Consider the following 19,890-nt stretch of genomic DNA (forward strand, 5'->3'; position numbering starts at 1 on the left):
GGATTAACAGGAGTGTAATCAAACTGCGTCGATTTTGCACCTGTTCCGTGTTAGCGCGTCTTAATTACCAGACGATTGCTCTGTTTGACTTCTTCCATTACGACATAAGTACGTGTGTCATTCACGCCAGGCAGACGCAGCAGGGTTTCCCCCAACAGCTTACGGTACGCCGACATATCCGGTACGCGTGTTTTCAACAAATAGTCGAAATCACCGGAAACCAAATGACACTCTTGAATTTCTTCAAGTTTTTGTACTGCAGAGTTAAATTGCTCAAACACATCCGGGGCGCCACGATTCAGAGTAATCTCAACAAAAACCAGAAGTGATGCATCCAGATAATGCGGGTTTAACAGCGCTGTATAGCCCTGAATAAAACCCTGTCTTTCCAACCGACGCACACGCTCAAGGCAGGGCGTTGGTGAAAGTCCCACACGTTTAGAAAGCTCGACGTTAGAAATACGCCCATCCTTTTGCAGCTCATTAAGAATGTTACGATCGATACGGTCGAGATCTTTGCCAGGGCGCTTCTTACTATCTACCATTATTATTGTCTCTCTGTATTCCTTCCCTACTCCTGCCTGACTCTACCAACATCACTGTTCAGAGTCGCTACCCATCAAAATAAACCGCAACCCAGAGGGATTTTCGGTTTGTAATGCCTGGGCTTATGGTGAGAAGACCGTTGCCTGTCGGCGGCTATCGACATCACGAATGGCATCTGTCCACACCATGCGTAGATTTCGCTAACACGGTAAACATGGTAACTACATGCATGATTATGCAGCACATACATGACACATTTTTTTTCTTCCTTGACTGTTTTCGCAAAACAGCAGGTGATTGTCAAAGCAAAACATCAATTTTTAGTACAACATGCCAGTTATTCATTCGCAGCGATGGAAAATCGTCATTTTATCACCTTATAACTGACCGATTTTTAGTAGAAATCGTTATAGTATTACGACTTATTCCCCCGCTCATCGGTTTCTGCTATTACACAAATTGTTAACAAAATCGCCATACTCTTTTTTTACGCCTGTAAATTCCCTACAATCCTGCTCATTGCCTGCCAACAACTATGGGGATCTCATGGGCGTAACCAAACACAGTAAACTTCTTATTCTGGGCTCAGGCCCTGCGGGATATACCGCTGCGGTCTACGCTGCACGCGCTAACCTGCAACCGGTACTGATTACCGGTATGGAAAAAGGTGGTCAACTGACCACAACAACAGAAGTGGAAAACTGGCCTGGCGATCCGCACGATCTCACTGGCCCGCTGCTGATGGAGCGTATGCACGAACATGCGACCAAATTTGATACAGAAATCATTTTTGATCACATCAGCAAAGTTGATCTGCAAAAACGCCCTTTCCGTCTGACCGGCGATAGCGGAGAGTACACCTGTGACGCACTGATCATCGCTACCGGCGCTTCAGCACGTTACCTGGGCCTGCCTTCAGAAGAAGCATTCAAAGGCCGCGGCGTTTCCGCCTGCGCAACCTGCGACGGTTTCTTCTACCGTAACCAAAAAGTTGCGGTGATTGGCGGTGGCAACACTGCGGTTGAAGAAGCACTGTATCTGGCGAATATCGCATCTGAAGTGCATTTGATTCACCGTCGCGACAGTTTCCGCGCTGAGAAAATCCTCATCAAGCGTTTAATGGATAAAGTTGAAAACGGCAACATCGTGCTGCACACCCACCGCACGCTGGAAGAAGTAACCGGTGATCAAATGGGCGTAACTGGGCTGCGCCTGCGCGATACGCAAAACACTGACAATGTGGAGTCACTTGACGTTGCCGGATTGTTTGTCGCTATCGGTCACAGCCCGAATACTGCCATTTTCGACGGTCAGCTTGAACTGGAAAACGGCTACATCAAAGTTCAGTCCGGTATTCACGGTAATGCCACACAAACCAGCATTCCGGGGGTCTTCGCAGCCGGTGACGTGATGGATCATATTTATCGCCAGGCGATCACCTCTGCGGGCACGGGCTGTATGGCCGCGCTTGATGCAGAACGTTATCTCGACGGTCTGGCGGACGCTTGCAAATAAGTTTTACAAATCAGTAACAAAAGTAAAAAAGGCGACTATAAGTCGCCTTTATTTTTGCCTCGTTGTAACATTGCCCTGCCCAAAAATTCCAATAACTCACCTGCTAAGCGTGCAATGAATAAAACCCGTCAAAAAGAGCTGACCCGCTGGTTAAAACAGCAAAGTGTAATTTCCCAACGATGGCTGAACATTTCACGCCTGTTGGGGTTCGTGAGTGGTCTGTTAATCGTCGCTCAGGCCTGGCTCATGGCCCGCATTCTGGACCATATGATCATGGCCAATATTCCCCGAGAGGCGCTGCTGCTTCCGTTCATCGTGCTGGTATTGATTTTCATCCTGCGGGCATGGGTCGTCTGGTTACGCGAACGGGTCGGGTTTCACGCAGGGCAACATATTCGTTTTGAAATTCGCCGCCAGGTGCTTGACCGTCTGCAACAGGCTGGTCCGGCCTGGATACAGGGCAAACCGGCCGGGAGCTGGGCCACGCTGATCCTGGAGCAGATTGACGATATGCATGATTACTATGCACGTTATCTGCCGCAAATGGCGCTGGCCGTATGCGTCCCATTATTGATTGTGGCGGCGGTGTTCCCGTCAAACTGGGTAGCCGCCCTTATTCTGCTCGGAACAGCCCCGCTGATCCCGTTATTTATGGCAATGGTCGGTATGGGCGCTGCCGATGCTAACCGCCGCAATTTTCAGGCTCTTGCCCGCCTCAGCGGTCATTTCCTCGATCGTCTGCGGGGCATGGAAACGCTAAGAATATTTGGTCGCGGTGAAGCCGAAACGGAAAGCATCCGCGCTGCGTCGCAAGATTTCCGCCAGCGCACCATGGAAGTCCTGCGCCTGGCCTTCCTGTCATCTGGTGTCCTTGAGTTCTTTACCTCTCTGTCTATTGCGCTGGTGGCGGTTTACTTCGGTTTTTCCTACCTCGGAGAACTCGATTTCGGCCACTACGGGACGGGCGTCACGCTGGCGGCAGGCTTCCTCGCGCTCATTCTGGCACCGGAGTTTTTCCAGCCCCTGCGCGATCTGGGCACGTTTTATCACGCCAAAGCGCAAGCCGTTGGTGCAGCTGATAGTCTGAAAACCTTCATGGAAACCCCGCTGGCTCATCCAGAGCGTGGCGACATTGAGCTGGCGACGAAAGACGCCGTTTCACTTGAGGCACACGATCTGATTATCACTTCGCCGGAAGGTAAAGTGCTGGCCGGCCCGCTCAACTTTACCCTGGCTGCCGGGCAACGTGCGGTGCTGGTTGGACGCAGCGGTTCCGGTAAAAGTTCGCTGCTTAATGTCCTGTCCGGTTTCCTCTCTTATCGGGGATCGCTGCGAATTAACGGCTTTGAACTTCGCGACCTGTCACCTGATTCCTGGCGTAAACAGCTGTCATGGGTCGGGCAAAATCCGCAGCTTCCTGCCGCCACGTTACGCGAAAACGTTCTGCTGGCTCGCCCCGATGCCAGCGAAGAACAGCTACAAGCCGCACTCGACAGCGCCTGGGTCAGCGAGTTTTTACCGCTTCTGCCGCAGGGCGTGGATACGCCAGTCGGCGATCAGGCGGCCCGACTTTCCGTCGGGCAAGCGCAGCGCGTTGCCGTCGCTCGCGCCTTACTCAATCCTTGTCAGTTACTGCTGCTGGACGAACCCGCCGCCAGCCTTGATGCGCACAGCGAACAACGCGTGATGCAGGCGTTGAACGCGGCATCTCGCCGCCAGACCACGTTGATGGTGACGCACCAGTTGGAAGATCTTGCCGACTGGGACGCTATCTGGGTGATGCAGGACGGACAGATCGTTGAACAAGGTACCTGGACCGAACTTAGCTCAGCCAACGGGGCTTTTGCGACATTACTGGCTCATCGTCAGGAGGACATCTAAATGCGCGCTTTGCTACCTTATCTGACGCTGTATAAACGTCACAAATGGATGTTAACGCTGGGGATCGTTCTGGCGATCGTCACGCTGCTGGCAAGTATTGGTTTGCTGACGCTTTCAGGGTGGTTCCTGTCGGCTTCTGCAGTGGTTGGCGTCACCGGGATTTACAGCTTTAACTATATGCTCCCTGCCGCAGGCGTACGCGGCGCAGCGATCACCCGCACCGCGGGGCGTTATTTCGAACGACTGGTCAGCCATGACGCAACATTCCGTGTGCTGCAGCATTTGCGTATTTATACCTTCAGCAAACTGCTGCCGCTCTCCCCTGCGGGCCTGTCCCGTTATGGACAGGGTGAATTACTTAACCGCGTGGTGGCTGATGTCGACACGCTCGATCATCTGTACTTGCGCGTGATCTCCCCGCTGGTAGGGGCTTTTGTCGTCATCATGGTGGTCACGCTGGGGCTAAGCGTTCTCGATTTCACGCTGGCTATCACCCTCGGCGGTATTATGCTGCTGACCTTATTTATTCTGCCCCCACTCTTTTATCAGGCAGGCAAAAGCACCGGACAAAGTCTGACGCATCTGCGTGGGCAATATCGTCAGCAGTTAACCTCCTGGCTACAGGGCCAGGCTGAATTGACCATTTTTGGCGCCAGTGAACGTTACCGCGCTCAAATGGAAGCCACCGAGCTGCAGTGGCACGAAGCCCAGAGACGCCAGTCTGAATTAACGGCGTTGTCGCAGGCGGTCATGCTGTTAGTCGGCGCGCTGGCAGTGATTATGATGCTATGGATGGCCTCAGGCGGCGTGGGCGGTAACACCCAGCCAGGCGCACTGATCGCGCTGTTTGTCTTCTGTGCGCTAGCCGCGTTCGAAGCGCTAGCGCCTGTCACCGGCGCGTTTCAGCATCTCGGCCAGGTTATTGCCTCTGCGCTGCGCATCACCGAACTGACCGAACAGCAGCCAGAAGTGACCTTCCCGGATGCGGGTTCCTCGGTTTCAGAGCAGGTAACCCTTACGCTACGCGATGTGTCGTTCAGCTATCCAGGACAGGCGCAAAAGGCGCTCGATACACTTTCCCTGCAGACCAACCCCGGTGAACACATTGCGATTCTCGGTCGCACCGGCTGTGGTAAGTCAACGTTATTGCAATTGCTAACCCGCGCATGGGATCCGCAGAGTGGCGAGATTCTGATTAACGAACAGCAAATTGCGACCCTTAGTGAAGCCACGCTGCGCCAGAGTATCAGCGTCGTGCCACAGCGCGTGCATCTGTTCAGCGCTACGCTTCGCGATAACCTGTTGCTGGCGGCACCGCACGCCGGCGATGACGCATTAGCCGCGATGTTGTGCCGCGTCGGTCTGGACAAACTGCTTGAGGATGATGGACTCAACGCCTGGCTGGGCGAAGGCGGTCGTCAGCTTTCTGGCGGCGAGCTCCGTCGTCTGGCTATCGCCCGCGCCTTATTGCACGATGCTCCGCTGATGCTGCTGGATGAACCCACCGAAGGGTTGGATGCCACAACGGAAAGTCAAATGCTTGAATTAATTAGCGATGTCATGCGCAACAAAACCGTATTAATGGTTACACATCGTCTGCGTGGGCTGTCACGTTTTGATCAAATAATAGTAATGGACAACGGACAAATTATTGAGCAAGGTAATCACGCAGATCTGTTAGCCAGGCAGGGGCGTTATTACCAGTTTAAGCAACGTCTGTAAGCTATTATTGAACGATCAAACTCGCGTAGTGGAGTTTCGCTGTCATGCGCCTGGTGCAACTGTCCCGCCATTCCATAGCCTTCCCGTCACCGGAAGGCGCTTTACGCGAGCCTAACGGTTTGTTGGCGCTTGGCGGCGATCTCAGCCCTGCCCGCCTGCTGATGGCCTATCAGCGCGGTATTTTCCCATGGTTTTCACCTGGCGACCCCATCCTTTGGTGGTCGCCCGATCCGCGCGCCATTCTTTGGCCCGAGAAATTTCACCTCAGCCGCAGCATGAAACGCTTTCATAAAAATTCGCCTTATCGCGTGACGCTCAATTACGCGTTTGGTCAGGTGATTGAAGGCTGCGCGAATGACCGGGAAGAAGGCACCTGGATAACGCATGATGTGGTGGATGCTTACCATCGCCTGCACGAACTGGGGCATGCCCACTCAATTGAGGTGTGGCGACAAAATGAATTAGTGGGCGGTATGTATGGCGTGGCGCAAGGTACGCTGTTTTGTGGCGAATCGATGTTCAGCCGTCAGGAAAATGCGTCCAAAACCGCACTGCTTGTTTTTTGCGCTGAATTTATCCGTCAGGGCGGAAAATTAATCGACTGCCAGGTATTAAATAGCCACACAGCCTCGCTGGGCGCCGTCGAAACACCGCGTCGGGAGTACCTTGAGCACCTGAGCAGACTGCGCCAGCAGCGGCTACCGAGCCATTTCTGGATTCCCAGGACGTTATTTTCACCTCAGGAGTGAATGTTTTCGGCACATTTTTTGTCGGGGTGTTATAATTGTCGCGCAGAGTTGGTTTAGCCCATTACCCCGCCGCCGTTAAGGAACAGTTCGCGTCAGGCAACGCCTATCGTTTATCTCCTCGTTCCCTTACACGTTGCGCTTTAAGTGCGGCTTTGCCGTGTGTGGATAGAGTAATGCGCCAAACCCGATTTGCTGTGTTTTAAACGCACAAATCTTTACTTATTAAAAGAACTTCGGCATTATCTTGCCGGTTCAAATTACGGTAGTGATACCCCAGAGGATTAGATGGCCAAAGAAGACAATATTGAAATGCAGGGTACCGTTCTCGATACGTTACCTAATACCATGTTCCGCGTAGAGTTAGAAAACGGTCACGTGGTTACTGCACACATCTCCGGTAAAATGCGTAAAAACTATATCCGCATCCTGACGGGCGACAAAGTGACTGTTGAGCTGACCCCGTACGACCTGAGCAAAGGCCGCATTGTCTTCCGTAGTCGCTGATTGTTTTTAACGCCCGAATGGCGTCCAGATAATAAAAGGTCGGTTTAACCGGCCTTTTTTGTGGGCTGAAGCCTGGTATTTAATCCTCAATCATCCGCGCATATTCTTCCGTTAAGAAATCCACTAATGCGCGCACTGACGGTAATAATCCCCTGCGTGATGGAAAGACTGCGTGAATAATTTCTCGCTTAGGTTCCCAACCATCGAGCAACGCCACCAACTCACCCGCAGCTAATTGATCTTTTACCATCAACTGCGGAAGTTGAACAACACCTACGCCGGCGACTGCGGCTTCGCGTAACGCCAGCATATCGGTGGTGATCATACGCGGCGTGAAATGCACCTCCGCCCGCGCGCCCTGCGGGCCGAATAACTCCCAACGATGCACATGTTTACCAGAGGCCAGACTCAAACCTGGCCAACGGGTCAGCTCTGCCGGAGAGTGTAGCGCCCCCATCTGCTCAATTAACTGTGGGCTGGCATACAAGCGATGTCCTCTGTCCGCCAGGACGCGCATCACCAGGTCGCTATCCTCAAATGGCCGAGGTCTGACGCGAATCGCCACATCCAGACCTTCTCCAACGACGTCAACACGACGGTTAGTGGCCTCCAGTTGTACTGATACGTCAGGATAACGTGCCATAAAACGGGCAAGCATTGGCCCGATATGCACATGCAGCAACGTAACAGGACAAGTCAGCTTCACAACGCCACGCGGTTCAACCTGTAACGCGGCAATGGCATCCTGCGCCGCCTGCGCCTCCACCAGCATCGCCTTACAGTGTTCGTAAAAGGTTTGCCCGACTTCAGTCACGTTAAATTGCCGGGTGGTTCGCTGAATCAGCCGTACCCCCAGCCTCTCTTCAAGTTGCGCTATCCGTCGGCTCAGTTTTGATTTTGGTTCATCAAGCGCCCGACCCGCCGCCGCGAATCCCCCTTCCTCTACAACATGCACAAACCATGCAAAATCATTGAGATCCGGCCTTGTCATTTCATTGTCCTATTTTTGAGACAGTGAGAGCTATTTTAGCTACTACCCAGCTCGCTGTCATGAATATAAGCTTATTCACATCAAAACAACGCCACTGAGGAGACACATATGAAACAAGTAACAGGCGTCTACACCGCACCTCGCCCACACTGGGTTGGCGATGGATTTCCGGTTCGCTCGATGTTCTCTTACCAGTCTCATGCTGAGCAATTAAGCCCGTTCCTGCTGCTTGATTACGCGGGTCCGCATACGTTCACGCCGGGTAACGAAAAACGCGGCGTAGGTGAACACCCTCACCGCGGTTTTGAGACGGTGACTATCATTTACAGCGGCGAAGTTGAACACCGTGATTCAACCGGTCGCGGCGGCATTATCGGCCCTGGCGATGTGCAGTGGATGACCGCTGGTGCAGGAATATTACACGAAGAGTTCCACTCCCCGGAATTTACCCGTCAGGGCGGTGAACTGGAAATGGTGCAACTGTGGGTCAATCTGCCGGCAAAAGACAAAATGGCCGTACCGGGTTATCAGGGCATCAGCAGCGATGTTATTCCCACCGTCGCCTTGCCCGATGATGCAGGCAGCGTTCGCGTGATCGCGGGCAGCTATCAGGATACGAAAGGCCCGGCACACACCTTTTCACCGCTGAACGTCTGGGATATGCGCCTGCAACGTAATCATCCGCTGACGTTGTCCCAGTCTGAAGGGTGGAGCACCGCTCTGGTGGTATTAAAAGGGAATATCACCGTAAACGGCACCACACCTGCCAGCGAAGCACAACTGGTAGTGCTAAGCCAGCAGGGAAAAACGCTACACATTGAAGCCACCAGCGACGCCAGCGTGCTGCTGCTGTCTGGCGAACCGTTGAACGAGCCGATTGTAGGTTACGGTCCGTTTGTGATGAATACGAAACAAGAAATCGCTGAAGCCGTCCGCGATTTTAACTCCGGCCGCTTTGGCCAAATCTGAATCGAAGGAGAAGAATATGTCCAGTCCTGCAAACTTTAATGGTTCACGTCCGGTCATCGATGTGAATGATTCCGTCATGCTGCTTATCGATCATCAGAGTGGGCTGTTCCAGACCGTCGGCGATATGCCAATGCCGGAACTGCGTGCGCGTGCCGCCGCGCTGGCTAAAATCGCAACCCTGGCGAAGATGCCGGTAATTACCACGGCATCGGTACCGCAGGGGCCTAACGGCCCGTTGATCCCAGAGATCCATGCCAATGCGCCACATGCTCAATACGTAGCACGTAAAGGCGAAATCAACGCCTGGGATAACGAAGACTTCGTGAAAGCGGTCAAAGCAACGGGTCGTAAGACGCTGATTATCGCCGGTACGATCACCAGCGTGTGCATGGCTTTCCCGGCCATCAGCGCGGTTGCAGAGGGCTACAAGGTCTTCGCAGTGATCGACGCTTCCGGTACTTACAGCAAAATGGCGCAGGAAATCACCCTGGCACGTGTTGTTCAGGCTGGCGTGATACCGATGGATACCGCCGCCGTCGCTTCTGAAATTCAGGGGACATGGAACCGTGAAGATGCCGCTGAATGGGCGGAAGTGTATACCAAAATCTTCCCGGCTTATCAGTTGCTGATCGAGAGCTATAGCAAGGCCCAGGAAGTCGTGACCAACGGCGAAAAACTGGACTCGCAGCGCTAATCATATTCTCCGCGCCTGTCCGGGCGGAGGAATATGTACATTGCGTAACCAAACGAGAGTTAACACGTAAATTCTGCTTGACCGTTTTAGCGCAACTCCCTATAGTAGCGCCCCGTTGCCCCCCAAGCGGTCAGGCAGCAATACAATATGGTGAGGTGTCCGAGTGGCTGAAGGAGCACGCCTGGAAAGTGTGTATACGGCAACGTATCGGGGGTTCGAATCCCCCCCTCACCGCCATATTCGAGAAAGAGCTCGTACGCAAGTACGGGCTTTTTTTTCGCATGTTGCATTTGCCGGATGCAGCGCATGCGCCTTATCCGGCCTACATTTCAACATCTCTGCGTAGCCTGATAAGCGTAGCGCCATCAGGCATGTCGGTTATTGTCGGCTGAGCAGTGTTAACACTTCGTAATGCGCGGTATGTGGGAACATATCAAAAAGTTGGACGCGTTCAATGCGATATCCAGGCAACTCGCGGATATCCTTCGCCATGGTTTGTGCATTACAGCTGGAGTAAACGATAAAACGCGGCGCCATGCGGGAGAGAAAATCGCACAGCGGCTTCCCAATCCCCCGACGAGGCGGATTCACCAGCACCAGGTCCGGCACTTCTCCCTGCGCGGTAGCAAACTGGGTCGAATCCAGCGCCTGAAAATGCAGATTCTGCAACCCAAGCTCCTGCGCCGACTGTTTCGCGCAGGTAATGGCCTCTGGCGCAATTTCAATACCCGTCAGTTTCATCTGCGGCGTGGCGCAGTGCAAACCAAAACCCCCGACGCCGCAAAACAGATCCCACATGTGATTAACCGGAAGCTGACGAACCCAGTCGCGCGCCGTGGCATATAAATGCCCAGCCACGACTGGGTTGGTCTGGAAGAAGCTCTGTGGGCGTATCCACAATGGCACATCGTTAAAGCGTTCAGCCAGCGCCTGTTGTTCCGTCAGGAAGATTTCGCTCTCCCCTTCCATAATCGCCATATGCACAGGTTGAATATTGGCGGTGATCACTTTTAACTGCGGAAGCTGCGCCTGTAACCATGGCAGCGCCGTACGCAGTTGTGCCAGTTTCGCATCGGAGCGCAGAACAAAACGCAGCATCATACCGCCATCAAACCGGCTTTCCGTTAACAGCAGATATTTCAGCTCCCCGCGTTTGCGCGCCACGTTATAGGGTGTCAACCCCGCACGGGCGATAAACGGTTTAAGTGCGGCAAACACCGGCGCAAAAGACTCAGGATAGAGCGGACACTCGCACAAATCCTCCGGCGTACCGTCACGATGCAACATCCCCAGCAGCGGTTTTTCCACGCTGCCGCTGACCACCATTTTGGCTTTATTACGAAAAGCGCTCTCCGGGCCGCTGACCGGCGCGCACCATTCTCCGACCGGATAAGCGGCCAGCAGATTCTGCAGATCGGCTGTTTTGGCGAAGAGTTGATCGGCGACAGGCTGCGTTATCCACTGACAAGAGCGGCAGCGTTCGGCGTCATAAAGTGCGCACTGCATACAAAAACCTAAAAATTAACAGGGGGCGAAGATTATACACGTTATTGCAAGCGGAAGAACCGCCTGCTGGACGCAGGAACAAACAGCAGTAGCAACACCAGCATATCCGGTAATTTTTGCATTACCAGCGTATGCAGGATTTCACGTCTGGACTCTCCCGCAATACTGAACAGTTCCGGATATCCATAGCCCAATGAGGCCGCCCACAGATAGACGCTGGCGATAATCTGGGTCAGTAGATAGACCCAGCGTGCCCAGTTCCGACCTTTAACCAGCGAAAATGCGCAGTAAATTTCGATAAACAGCAGCACCAGGCTACCCAGAAACACCAGCGTCAAATTCCAGGTCTGGACGCTGCGATGAATAAACTCGCTGGTTCCGCGAAACCCAAGCGTATTAAAAATCATCAACAGATCGAGACAGCGGATCATGATAATAGCCAGCGCCGCCACCTGCACTAAAGTAGGGACGTTTAAACGGGCATGTGATGTGGATGATTTCTTAAAAAATCCCAACGCGTCGTCTTCCATGAAAACGGCGCAGCCACCGCAGCTGCGCCGTATAGACAGGTTGGCAGATTTTAGTTTTTTCAGCCGCGTCTTGCACGTTGGATATCGCGAATCCGTTGTTTTTCTGTTCGCGCCATCAGATACCACGCGATAAATCCGATAATTCCTACCACGCCAAGTATCAACGTCGCCAGCGCGTTGATCTCCGGATTGACCCCCATACGTACGCTGGAGAACACCAGCATGGGTAACGTTGTGGCGCCAGGACCAGAGACAAAACTGGCAATGACCAGGTCATCAAGCGACAGCGTAAAGGCCAGTAACCACCCTGAGATCACCGCCGGCATAATCATCGGCAGCGTGATGACGAAAAAGACCTTCAGCGGCGTGGCGCCTAGATCCATCGCCGCTTCCTCAATGGAGTGATCCAGTTCGCGTAAACGCGAGGAAATCACTACCGCCACGTACGCTGTACAGAATGTGACGTGCGCCAGCCAGATGGTCAACATACCGCGATCCGCTGGCCAGCCGATGGCGTGCGCCAAAGCCACAAACAGCAGCAGCAGCGACAAACCGGTAATGACATCCGGCATCACCAGCGGTGCGGTGATCATAAAGGCGAAACCATTTGATCCACGAAAACGACCAAAGCGCACCATCACCACGGCGGCGATGGTACCGAGAATTGCCGCCATCGTCGCAGCACAGGCGGCAATCGTTAAGCTCATGCCCACGGCGCTTATCATCGCGCTATCGTGGAAAAGCTCACCATACCAACGCGTTGACCACCCCGCCCAGACCGTCACCAGCTTGGAGCTGTTAAACGAATAGATAACCAACATCAGCATCGGCGCGTACAGGAAGGTAAAACCCAGTACCAGGATAAAAATACGCCACGGCGAGCGAACGACCGGTAAGTTATTCATCCGTGTTCCCCCACGCTTTTTTGCTGATATTTATGAAACCACATGATCGGCACAATCAGTAACAGCAGCATAATAATGGCGACGGCAGAAGCCACCGGCCAGTCACGGTTATTGAAAAACTCCTGCCAAAGCACACGCCCAATCATGATGCTGTCCGGGCCGCCCAGCAGTTCCGGGATCACAAACTCCCCAACCGCCGGGATAAACACCAGCATTGACCCGGCGATAATCCCGCCCTTGGTCAACGGCACGATCACGCTAAAGAAGGTTTTCAACGGTCGGGCGCCTAAATCCAGTGCAGCTTCCACCAGCGAGTAATCAATACGCGTCAGCGCGGTATAAATCGGCAGCACCATAAAGGGCAAATAGGCGTAAACAATACCGATATAGACCGCCAGATTGGTGTGCAGAATCGTCAACGGTTGGTCGATAACGCCCAGCCACATCAGAACGTTGTTCAGGACACCGTTATTTTTCAGGATCCCCATCCAGGCGTATACACGAATCAAAAATGACGTCCAGGACGGCAGGATCACCAGCAGCAACAGAATATTGCGTGTCGAGGGTTTGCTGTGCGCGACCGCCCATGCCAGCGGATATCCCAACAGCAGGCAACAGACAGTCGAAATCCCCGCTACCTGCAAAGATTGCAGATACGCATCAAAATAGAGCGGATCGTCCGTCAGTTGCAGGAAATTGCCTAAATTGAGGGTGATAGATAACTGATCGTCAGCCCATGAAATGAGGTCGGTATACGGCGGAATAGCCCGCGCCATTTCAGCCAAACTGATTTTGAAGACGATCAGAAACGGCAGCAGAAACAGGAGCATCAGCCACACATACGGCAGCGCGATGACCAGCTTGCGCCCGTGCTTCATTTGCAGCCGCGACATAAACAGCGTGAAACGCCCCACGTTATCCACGCGCGCCGGAGGTTCAAGTGTACTCATCTTCGCTCCTTAAACCGTCAACACCACACAGCTGTCCGCATCCCAACATAAACGGACTTCGTCACCCCAGGTGGGTAATCCCTTGCGATAACGATGTTCATTTTGTAGCTGAGCGCTCAGCATCTGGCCGCTTTTCAAACGTACGTGGTACACCGACAAATCACCCAGATAGGCAATGTGCACCACTTCGCCTACCGCGAAGTTATATCCCTCTGGTGGAGGGGCTTCGCAGAGCATGATTTTTTCCGGGCGCAGCGCAACATACACCGGGACGTTATCGACAACGGAAGCGTCTGCGTCCACTTTCAGCGGATGTACCAGTCCTGGAGACTCAATAACCAGACCATCTTCCTGACGTTCTTTCAGCAGCCCCTCAAAGACGTTAACCGAACCGATAAATTCTGCACTGTAACGCGTAGTCGGATGCTCGTAGATCTCTTCAGGCTCGCCGATCTGGACAAATTTGCCACGGTTCATGATCGCAATGCGGCCCGCCATCGTCATGGCTTCTTCCTGATCGTGCGTCACCATCACGCAGGTCACGCCGACACGTTCAAGGATATCCACCACTTCCAGTTGCATGCGGTCACGGAGCTTTTTATCCAGCGCCCCCATCGGTTCATCCAGCAGCAGCAGCTTCGGGCGTTTCGCCAGGCTACGCGCCAACGCCACGCGCTGACGCTGACCGCCAGAAAGCTGATGCGGCTTACGTTTGGCGAACTCCTGCATATGCACGAGTCCTAGCATCTCACTCACCCGGCTGGCGATTTCAGCCTTTGGCAGCTTGTCCTGCTTGAGGCCAAAGGCAATGTTCTGCTCTACCGTCATGTGCGGAAACAGTGCATAGGACTGAAACATCATATTAATCGGACGCAGATAAGGCGGGACATGCGCTAAATCGACGCCATCAAGCATAATTTGCCCGGTTGTTGGCTGTTCAAATCCCGCCAGCATCCGCAACAGGGTCGATTTACCGCAGCCGGACGCACCGAGCAGAGCAAATATTTCACCTTTGTAGATAGTAAGATTGACGTCATCAACGGCGTGCTGACCGTCAAAGGACTTGGTCAGGTTGCGAATTTCAAGCAGCGGGGTCAGCGCCTTGCGGATTTTCGCTTGTGGGCGTGGGGTTGCATCATTCAATTAGGCGCTCTCCGGCATAAAACAAAGAAACGGTGCAAATAACGCACCACGGTGGTGCGTATTGCCGGGTTATATGTGTCCGGGATCAACACTGCCCGGCAGGCGTAAATCCTGCCGGGTCACGTCCCGTACATCGGGTTATTTCCCGCTTTTTACCTTCGTCCAGGCGCGAGTACGTACACGGTCGATCTTCGGATCCTGTACTTTCAGCGTGAACAGCTTGGCGCGAACATCCGCTGGCGGGTAAATGCCCGGGTTGTCGCGAACGTCCTGGCTGACCAGTGCTGTCGCTTCTTTGTTGGCATTGGCATAGAACACGTGGTCAGAAATATGCGCAATTACATCAGGGCGCAGCAGGTAGTTGAGGAACTGATAGGCTTCGTCTTTGTTTTTCGCATCGGCTGGCATCGCGAACACATCAAAGAAGGCCATCGCACCTTCCTTAGGAATTGAGAAGGAAATATTGACGCCATTTTTCGCTTCTTTCGCCCGGTTTGCCGCCTGCCATACATCCCCGGCCCAGCCAATCGCCACGCAGGTATCACCGTTTGCCAGGTCGTTAATGTACTGCGAGGAGTGGAAGTAGCGAATATTTGGGCGCAGTTTCAACAGCAGATCGGTTGCCGGTCCGGTGTAATCATCCGCTTTGGTACTGTTTGGATCTTTACCCAAATAATTCAGCACGGTGGCAAACACTTCTTCGGGCGCGTCGAGGAAAGAGACGCCGCAGCTTTTGAGTTTTTCCAAATTTTCTGGCTTGAGGATCAAATCCCAGCTATTAACCGGCGCATCTGGCCCCAGTACCGCTTTCACTTTATCCACGTTATAGCCAATACCGGTTGTTGCCCACATATACGGCATCGCAAACTTGTTGTCCGGATCGTGTTTACCCACCAGCTTCAGCAATTCAGGATCGAGGTTTTTCCAGCCAGGCAATTTGCTCTTATCCAGCGGCTGGAAGACGCCCGCGGTCAGTTGACGCTCAAGGAAACTGGCGGATGGAACGACAAGGTCAAAGCCGGTACTGCCAGCCATGAGCTTACCTTCCAGCACTTCATTGGAATCAAATACGTCATAAATAACTTTAATTCCGGTCTCTTTTTCAAAATTAGCCACCGTATCTGGGGCAATATAATCAGACCAGTTATAAATATGCAGCGTTTTTTGTTCAGCAGCGAGCGTGCCAGCAGAGATGGCCATCAGAGCACCCGCAACCAGGCCTGGTAACCATCGTTTATTTAAGGCGGTCATAATCTCTTTCCTTCTGAAAGTTCGTTAACAAACGAACAAAAATGTCACACTCTAATGATATGCAAGAAACGTGCATATTCTTTCAAGCGGCACCTATGAAAAGAGAGGCCTCTCCTCACGCCGCTATTGCGCGCTGTTATCCGCCCATGCATTCAATATGCATTGTGGCCACAGGTCAGGCCACAAGGGGCTGTTTGAATGATGACGTTGATAAGCTTCGCAAGAATAACTTTAGCCAGGATTTGTGGATATAGCCCAGATTAAAAAACGTCTTTTATCAATTTTTTATGCATGAATTGTCTATGACATACAGCGGAAGGCGCTGAATGGAGGTGAATAATTCTTTAATGAACGGTTAAATGCAGAATAAAAACAGGCAATACGCAACCGCTTTGGCAGCGGCTGCGCAATATATGTCCAGATTCAGGAAGAATTAATGGAGGAAATGAACTTCGGCGTTGCTGTTTTGCGCATCTTCTTCAGCGTTAAATAACAGCTGATGCGCACCGGCCTCGAGGATCACCATCGATATTTGCTCTTCACTCTGGCGAACAAAATATTCGAACTGCTCAAACGTCACGCCCGGGATAACGGATAAAGACTGGCAGACCACCAGCTTTGGCAGATTATCATCCTGCATATCCAGAAAGGCTTTCACCGTCAGTGAACTGGCGTTAATCGCAGACAGATCGGCGGCCAGCGGCAGTAGTGCAGAAGGTCTGACTTCTGCCATCGCGGAAAACAGAATGACGTTATCGACCAAATCAACTTTTGCATCAAAGATGCCGTCAAAATTCTGCATGTGCGGTAAATGCAGCGCCTGACAGGTATCGCATTCAAAAAAACTCATGCCCAGGTCGTCGAGCCATTGACGCAACGTATCCAGAGTGGGAACGACCAGTGATGTCATAATAATGTGCGACCTCTATTGATGAAAAAAATACCGGCACAGCTTACGCAAAAAGAGCGTGTCATACTACGATCGCAATCGATATTGTGCTTAGCCGCCGATTTTAAGGCAAAATTCAGGCGTAGCGTGACGCTCAATCCACTGGATCATCTTGCCGGCAATGTCTATTCCGGTAGTTTTCTCCACCCCTTCCAGGCCAGGAGAAGCGTTGACCTCCATGACCAGCGGCCCACGTTCAGCACGCAGAATATCAACGCCAGCAACGTCCAGACCCATTGTCTGAGCGGCTTTGAGCGCAATTTCCCTTTCGCGCGGCGTGATATTCGCAATAGTGGCAACCCCACCGCGATGGAGATTAGAACGAAAATCACCTTCTTTGGCCCGGCGCTCAATGGCGGCCACCACCTCGTCACCCACCACGAAACAGCGAATATCTCGCCCTTTCGCTTCTTTGATATATTCCTGAACCAGAATATGAGCATTCAACCCACGAAAGGCATCCACCACGCTTTCTGCGGCCTGGCGCGTTTCCGCCAGTACCACGCCGATCCCCTGCGTACCTTCAACCAGTTTCACCACCAGTGGCGCGCCGCCAACCATGTCAATCATGTCGCTGGTATCGTCCGGAGAGTGAGCAATCCCGGTGATGGGTAAATCGATTCCCTGACGCGCCAGCAGCTGCAGCGAACGCAGCTTATCGCGCGCACGCGTAATCGCTACCGACTCATTCAGCGGATAGCTACCCAGCATCTCAAACTGGCGCAACGCCGCGGTACCGTAAAAGGTAATCGCTGAACCAATCCTTGGGATCACTGCATCGAAATGAGGAAGCTGGCGGCCCTTGTAATGAATAGAGGACGCCGCCGGGCTGATGTTCATATAGCAAGAAAGGGGATCGATAATTTCAACCAGGTGACCACGCTGCATCGCCGCTTCACGCAGGCGCTTACAAGAATAGAGCGTTCCGTCCCGGGACAAAATGGCAATTTTCACCCTGCACCTCTCTGAATGACCTGGTAAAAGCTGGCGTATCATACACTGCGTTAAAATCTTTAGCGCGTAGCCCATCCCTGTTTATGCAAATATTCCAGGATAAAGGGACGACTTTCTTTAATGATGGTGCGGCGAATATGGTCGCTCCAGGTGTCACGGCGCGTATTGCTCCCGCGGGTCAGATAGTACTGCGCGAGCTGCTCATCATATTGCGACAAAACGTCTTTGTTGAGTGGCTGATACTGATTTTCGTGCACCACAAGCGGCGCTGGCAGTCGCGGCTTGATATCCGGGTTATCAGCAGGCCAGCCGAGGCATAGCCCAAATAACGGCAGAACATGTTGCGGAAGCTTCAGCAGTTCAGTGACCGGCTCAATGTTATTTCGCAGACCGCCAATAAACACGCCGCCAAGCCCCAAAGACTCTGCCGCCGTCAGCGCATTTTGCGCCATCATCGCGGTATCAACAACGCCCAGTAGCAGTTGTTCCGCCAGCCCGAGTTGCGCGTCAGGGCAAATCTGCAAATGGCGATTAAAGTCAGCGCAAAACACCCAGAACTCGGCGGCCTGCGCCACATGTTTTTGTCCGCCGGATAAAGTAGCCAGTGATTCGCGCAGGGCGTTATCCGTTATGCGAACGATGGTTGTGCATTGTAAAAAACTGGAGCTTGAGGTCCCCTGAGCGGCGGCAATAATCGCCTCCCGCTGCGCATCCGAAATGGCATCATCGGTGAAATGGCGAATGGAACGGTGGCTACGAAGTAAATCAATGGTTGGCGTCATCTCTTTTTTCTCTGTCTGAACGTGAAGAATCACCGGGGGTTCGTGACATCAGCTGCGGCGCAACCAGTTGAGCAATACGCCACGTTAATACCACCGCGGCGGGAAGCATCAGCAGCACGCCCAGAAATATCATCACCACGCAGGCTAACGGACTGCCAAGCGGTGCGGGTAAAGTGAGGTAATCGTTAAGCGATAGCAGCGCCAGCGATAACAAAACCATCCCGATTATTTCCAGCATCAATACGCTTTTGGGTAATGCACCAATTGCGCGCATAAGCGGCCTCCCGGCGAAATGGCTTTCATTATAAAACGTTCCGGCTTGTCGTGTTTAACAGTTATAGCTTGAGGATATCAAAGCAACAGGCTGAACCTGCTTTTCATCCGTCACAAATCGCGGCATCATAACAAGTATTGCCATCCGGCCTGATAAGTTCGAGGAGAGAGAGATGTTTGCCGTTATTTTTGGTCGTCCAGGGTGCCCGTATTGCGTGCGCGCAAAAGAATTAGCAGAAAAATTAAGCAATGAGCATGACGATTTTAACTTCCGCTACATTGATATCCATGCCGAAGGTATTACGAAAGCCGATCTGGAAAAGACGGTAGGTAAGCCAGTTGAAACCGTTCCGCAGATTTTTGTTGATCAAAAACACATCGGCGGCTGCACGGATTTTGAAGCGTGGGCAAAAGAGAACATGAATCTGTTCGCCTGAAAGCCGTTTCTACGCCCTCCGCTGGAGGGCGTCTTCAGTTCTTTTTCCGTCGATGATGCTGATTGAACAAGTTGCTGATAAACAAAAAACACAATGCGCCAAGCGCGCACCAAAACACCGCACTAAACAACCACGCCAGCTCTTGCCACAATGAACGCGTCGGCATAAAAACGAACCGCATCAGTAACAGACAGCACGGCGCTGCCAACATGGCACCAAGAAGGGGTTTGAGCACCTCCCGACGATGGGAGAAAAAGCTTGCTGCAGCACCAGGCAGGATAAAAAACAACAATCCGACCTCAGGATGCCCTGCCGCTCTGAATGCCCCTTTCACGTTCAGCGTTAATGAAAGACACACCACAATAAAGAGCACAAAGCAGCAGACCGCACCCGCCCAACTTTGCTTATGTTTCAATTGTTCCTCCTGACACATTCTCTATCGAACACTCTTTTCGCCCGCAGGCGTCCAGTCAGATAAAGTAACCAGGCATTCCATGCCAAAAACACACTCACACGATTCTTATAGCCGTTGATACGTAATGAGATTAAACTAACCGCATATATTGTTATGCTGCATTATTTGGGGCTGTGTACGAAGCTGTCGCCCCTTAATTTCTGGCAAAAACATTAGCGTAAATT

21 protein-coding genes, 1 tRNA gene and 1 pseudogene are annotated in these 19,890 nt (G+C 52.6%); 10 read left to right on the forward strand and 13 right to left on the reverse strand.

Annotated features, from left to right (window positions below):
- Window positions 1-50: 50 nt before the first annotated feature.
- Window positions 51-545 carry a leucine-responsive transcriptional regulator Lrp gene (gene lrp, locus HV243_RS16555; RefSeq protein ID WP_002439523.1) on the reverse strand — a complete coding sequence of 165 codons (495 nt, stop codon included), beginning with the start codon at window positions 543-545 and terminating at the stop codon, window positions 51-53.
- Between the two features lie 547 nt (window positions 546-1,092).
- Between lrp and trxB the strand changes: the two genes are divergently transcribed.
- The 6 genes and pseudogenes from trxB (at window position 1,093) to infA (ending at window position 6,917) form a co-directional block, all read left to right on the forward strand.
- Window positions 1,093-2,061: a thioredoxin-disulfide reductase gene (gene trxB, locus HV243_RS16560; RefSeq protein ID WP_053388974.1), complete on the forward strand. Its 969-nt coding sequence runs from the start codon at window positions 1,093-1,095 to the stop codon at window positions 2,059-2,061.
- A 114-nt stretch (window positions 2,062-2,175) separates the two neighbouring features.
- Window positions 2,176-3,942, forward strand: coding sequence for a cysteine/glutathione ABC transporter permease/ATP-binding protein CydD (gene cydD, locus HV243_RS16565; RefSeq protein WP_137381060.1), 1,767 nt, complete (start codon window positions 2,176-2,178; stop codon window positions 3,940-3,942).
- Window positions 3,943-5,664: a cysteine/glutathione ABC transporter ATP-binding protein/permease CydC gene (cydC, locus tag HV243_RS16570; RefSeq protein ID WP_053388976.1), complete on the forward strand. Its 1,722-nt coding sequence runs from the start codon at window positions 3,943-3,945 to the stop codon at window positions 5,662-5,664.
- 44 nt (window positions 5,665-5,708) lie between these two features.
- The gene (aat, locus tag HV243_RS16575; RefSeq protein ID WP_016152424.1) at window positions 5,709-6,413 is read left to right on the forward strand and encodes a leucyl/phenylalanyl-tRNA--protein transferase; all 705 of its coding nucleotides are present in this window, start codon (window positions 5,709-5,711) and stop codon (window positions 6,411-6,413) included.
- Window positions 6,414-6,771, forward strand: a pseudogene (locus HV243_RS16580) (hypothetical protein).
- On the forward strand, window positions 6,699-6,917 hold the full coding sequence (infA, locus tag HV243_RS16585) for a translation initiation factor IF-1 (protein WP_002211347.1): 219 nt from the start codon (window positions 6,699-6,701) through the stop codon (window positions 6,915-6,917). The pseudogene HV243_RS16580 and the gene infA overlap by 73 nt, the downstream one beginning before the upstream one ends.
- Before the next feature lie 79 nt (window positions 6,918-6,996).
- Here the strand turns inward: infA and HV243_RS16590 are convergent, their stop codons facing one another.
- Window positions 6,997-7,908, reverse strand: a complete 912-nt coding sequence (locus HV243_RS16590) for a LysR family transcriptional regulator (RefSeq protein WP_016152423.1) — start codon at window positions 7,906-7,908, stop codon at window positions 6,997-6,999.
- Between the two features lie 108 nt (window positions 7,909-8,016).
- Between HV243_RS16590 and HV243_RS16595 the strand changes: the two genes are divergently transcribed.
- The 3 genes from HV243_RS16595 (at window position 8,017) to HV243_RS16605 (ending at window position 9,808) form a co-directional block, all read left to right on the forward strand.
- Window positions 8,017-8,877, forward strand: a complete 861-nt coding sequence (locus tag HV243_RS16595) for a pirin family protein (protein ID WP_053388977.1) — start codon at window positions 8,017-8,019, stop codon at window positions 8,875-8,877.
- Window positions 8,878-8,893: 16 nt separating this feature from the next.
- Window positions 8,894-9,571 (forward strand): isochorismatase family protein, encoded by a 678-nt coding sequence (locus HV243_RS16600; protein WP_016156101.1) that lies wholly within the window; start codon window positions 8,894-8,896, stop codon window positions 9,569-9,571.
- 149 nt (window positions 9,572-9,720) lie between these two features.
- A tRNA-Ser gene (locus HV243_RS16605) sits at window positions 9,721-9,808 on the forward strand.
- A gap of 141 nt (window positions 9,809-9,949) precedes the next feature.
- On the opposite strand, the gene rlmC is transcribed toward HV243_RS16605, so the two are convergent.
- The 10 genes from rlmC to HV243_RS16655 all read right to left on the reverse strand — a co-directional run bounded on the left by rlmC (window position 9,950) and on the right by HV243_RS16655 (window position 18,815).
- On the reverse strand, window positions 9,950-11,077 hold the full coding sequence (gene rlmC, locus HV243_RS16610) for a 23S rRNA (uracil(747)-C(5))-methyltransferase RlmC (protein ID WP_016156100.1): 1,128 nt from the start codon (window positions 11,075-11,077) through the stop codon (window positions 9,950-9,952).
- A 41-nt stretch (window positions 11,078-11,118) separates the two neighbouring features.
- Window positions 11,119-11,607, reverse strand: a complete 489-nt coding sequence (locus HV243_RS16615; RefSeq protein ID WP_016152418.1) for a YbjO family protein — start codon at window positions 11,605-11,607, stop codon at window positions 11,119-11,121.
- Window positions 11,608-11,666: 59 nt separating this feature from the next.
- The gene (potI, locus tag HV243_RS16620) at window positions 11,667-12,512 is read right to left on the reverse strand and encodes a putrescine ABC transporter permease PotI (RefSeq protein WP_016152417.1); all 846 of its coding nucleotides are present in this window, start codon (window positions 12,510-12,512) and stop codon (window positions 11,667-11,669) included.
- Window positions 12,509-13,462, reverse strand: a complete 954-nt coding sequence (gene potH / locus HV243_RS16625) for a putrescine ABC transporter permease PotH (protein ID WP_016152416.1) — start codon at window positions 13,460-13,462, stop codon at window positions 12,509-12,511. Before potH ends, potI begins: the two co-directional genes overlap by 4 nt.
- A gap of 9 nt (window positions 13,463-13,471) precedes the next feature.
- Window positions 13,472-14,605 carry a putrescine ABC transporter ATP-binding subunit PotG gene (potG, locus tag HV243_RS16630; protein ID WP_016152415.1) on the reverse strand — a complete coding sequence of 378 codons (1,134 nt, stop codon included), beginning with the start codon at window positions 14,603-14,605 and terminating at the stop codon, window positions 13,472-13,474.
- 138 nt (window positions 14,606-14,743) lie between these two features.
- On the reverse strand, window positions 14,744-15,856 hold the full coding sequence (gene potF, locus HV243_RS16635; protein ID WP_016152414.1) for a spermidine/putrescine ABC transporter substrate-binding protein PotF: 1,113 nt from the start codon (window positions 15,854-15,856) through the stop codon (window positions 14,744-14,746).
- A 433-nt stretch (window positions 15,857-16,289) separates the two neighbouring features.
- Window positions 16,290-16,766, reverse strand: a complete 477-nt coding sequence (locus HV243_RS16640; protein ID WP_016152413.1) for a YbjN domain-containing protein — start codon at window positions 16,764-16,766, stop codon at window positions 16,290-16,292.
- 90 nt (window positions 16,767-16,856) lie between these two features.
- Window positions 16,857-17,759 carry a 30S ribosomal protein S6--L-glutamate ligase gene (gene rimK, locus HV243_RS16645; protein WP_016152412.1) on the reverse strand — a complete coding sequence of 301 codons (903 nt, stop codon included), beginning with the start codon at window positions 17,757-17,759 and terminating at the stop codon, window positions 16,857-16,859.
- 59 nt (window positions 17,760-17,818) lie between these two features.
- Window positions 17,819-18,541, reverse strand: a complete 723-nt coding sequence (gene nfsA / locus HV243_RS16650; RefSeq protein ID WP_053388813.1) for a nitroreductase NfsA — start codon at window positions 18,539-18,541, stop codon at window positions 17,819-17,821.
- The gene (locus tag HV243_RS16655) at window positions 18,525-18,815 is read right to left on the reverse strand and encodes a YbjC family protein (protein WP_019076379.1); all 291 of its coding nucleotides are present in this window, start codon (window positions 18,813-18,815) and stop codon (window positions 18,525-18,527) included. Before HV243_RS16655 ends, nfsA begins: the two co-directional genes overlap by 17 nt.
- A gap of 172 nt (window positions 18,816-18,987) precedes the next feature.
- Between HV243_RS16655 and HV243_RS16660 the strand changes: the two genes are divergently transcribed.
- Window positions 18,988-19,251 (forward strand): GrxA family glutaredoxin, encoded by a 264-nt coding sequence (locus HV243_RS16660; protein ID WP_016152408.1) that lies wholly within the window; start codon window positions 18,988-18,990, stop codon window positions 19,249-19,251.
- Window positions 19,252-19,285: 34 nt separating this feature from the next.
- Here the strand turns inward: HV243_RS16660 and HV243_RS16665 are convergent, their stop codons facing one another.
- The gene (locus HV243_RS16665) at window positions 19,286-19,666 is read right to left on the reverse strand and encodes an inner membrane protein YbjM (protein ID WP_016152407.1); all 381 of its coding nucleotides are present in this window, start codon (window positions 19,664-19,666) and stop codon (window positions 19,286-19,288) included.
- Window positions 19,667-19,890: the final 224 nt, after the last annotated feature.

This window comes from Citrobacter sp. RHBSTW-00599 (assembly GCF_013784065.1).
Taxonomy (GTDB): domain Bacteria; phylum Pseudomonadota; class Gammaproteobacteria; order Enterobacterales; family Enterobacteriaceae; genus Citrobacter; species Citrobacter braakii.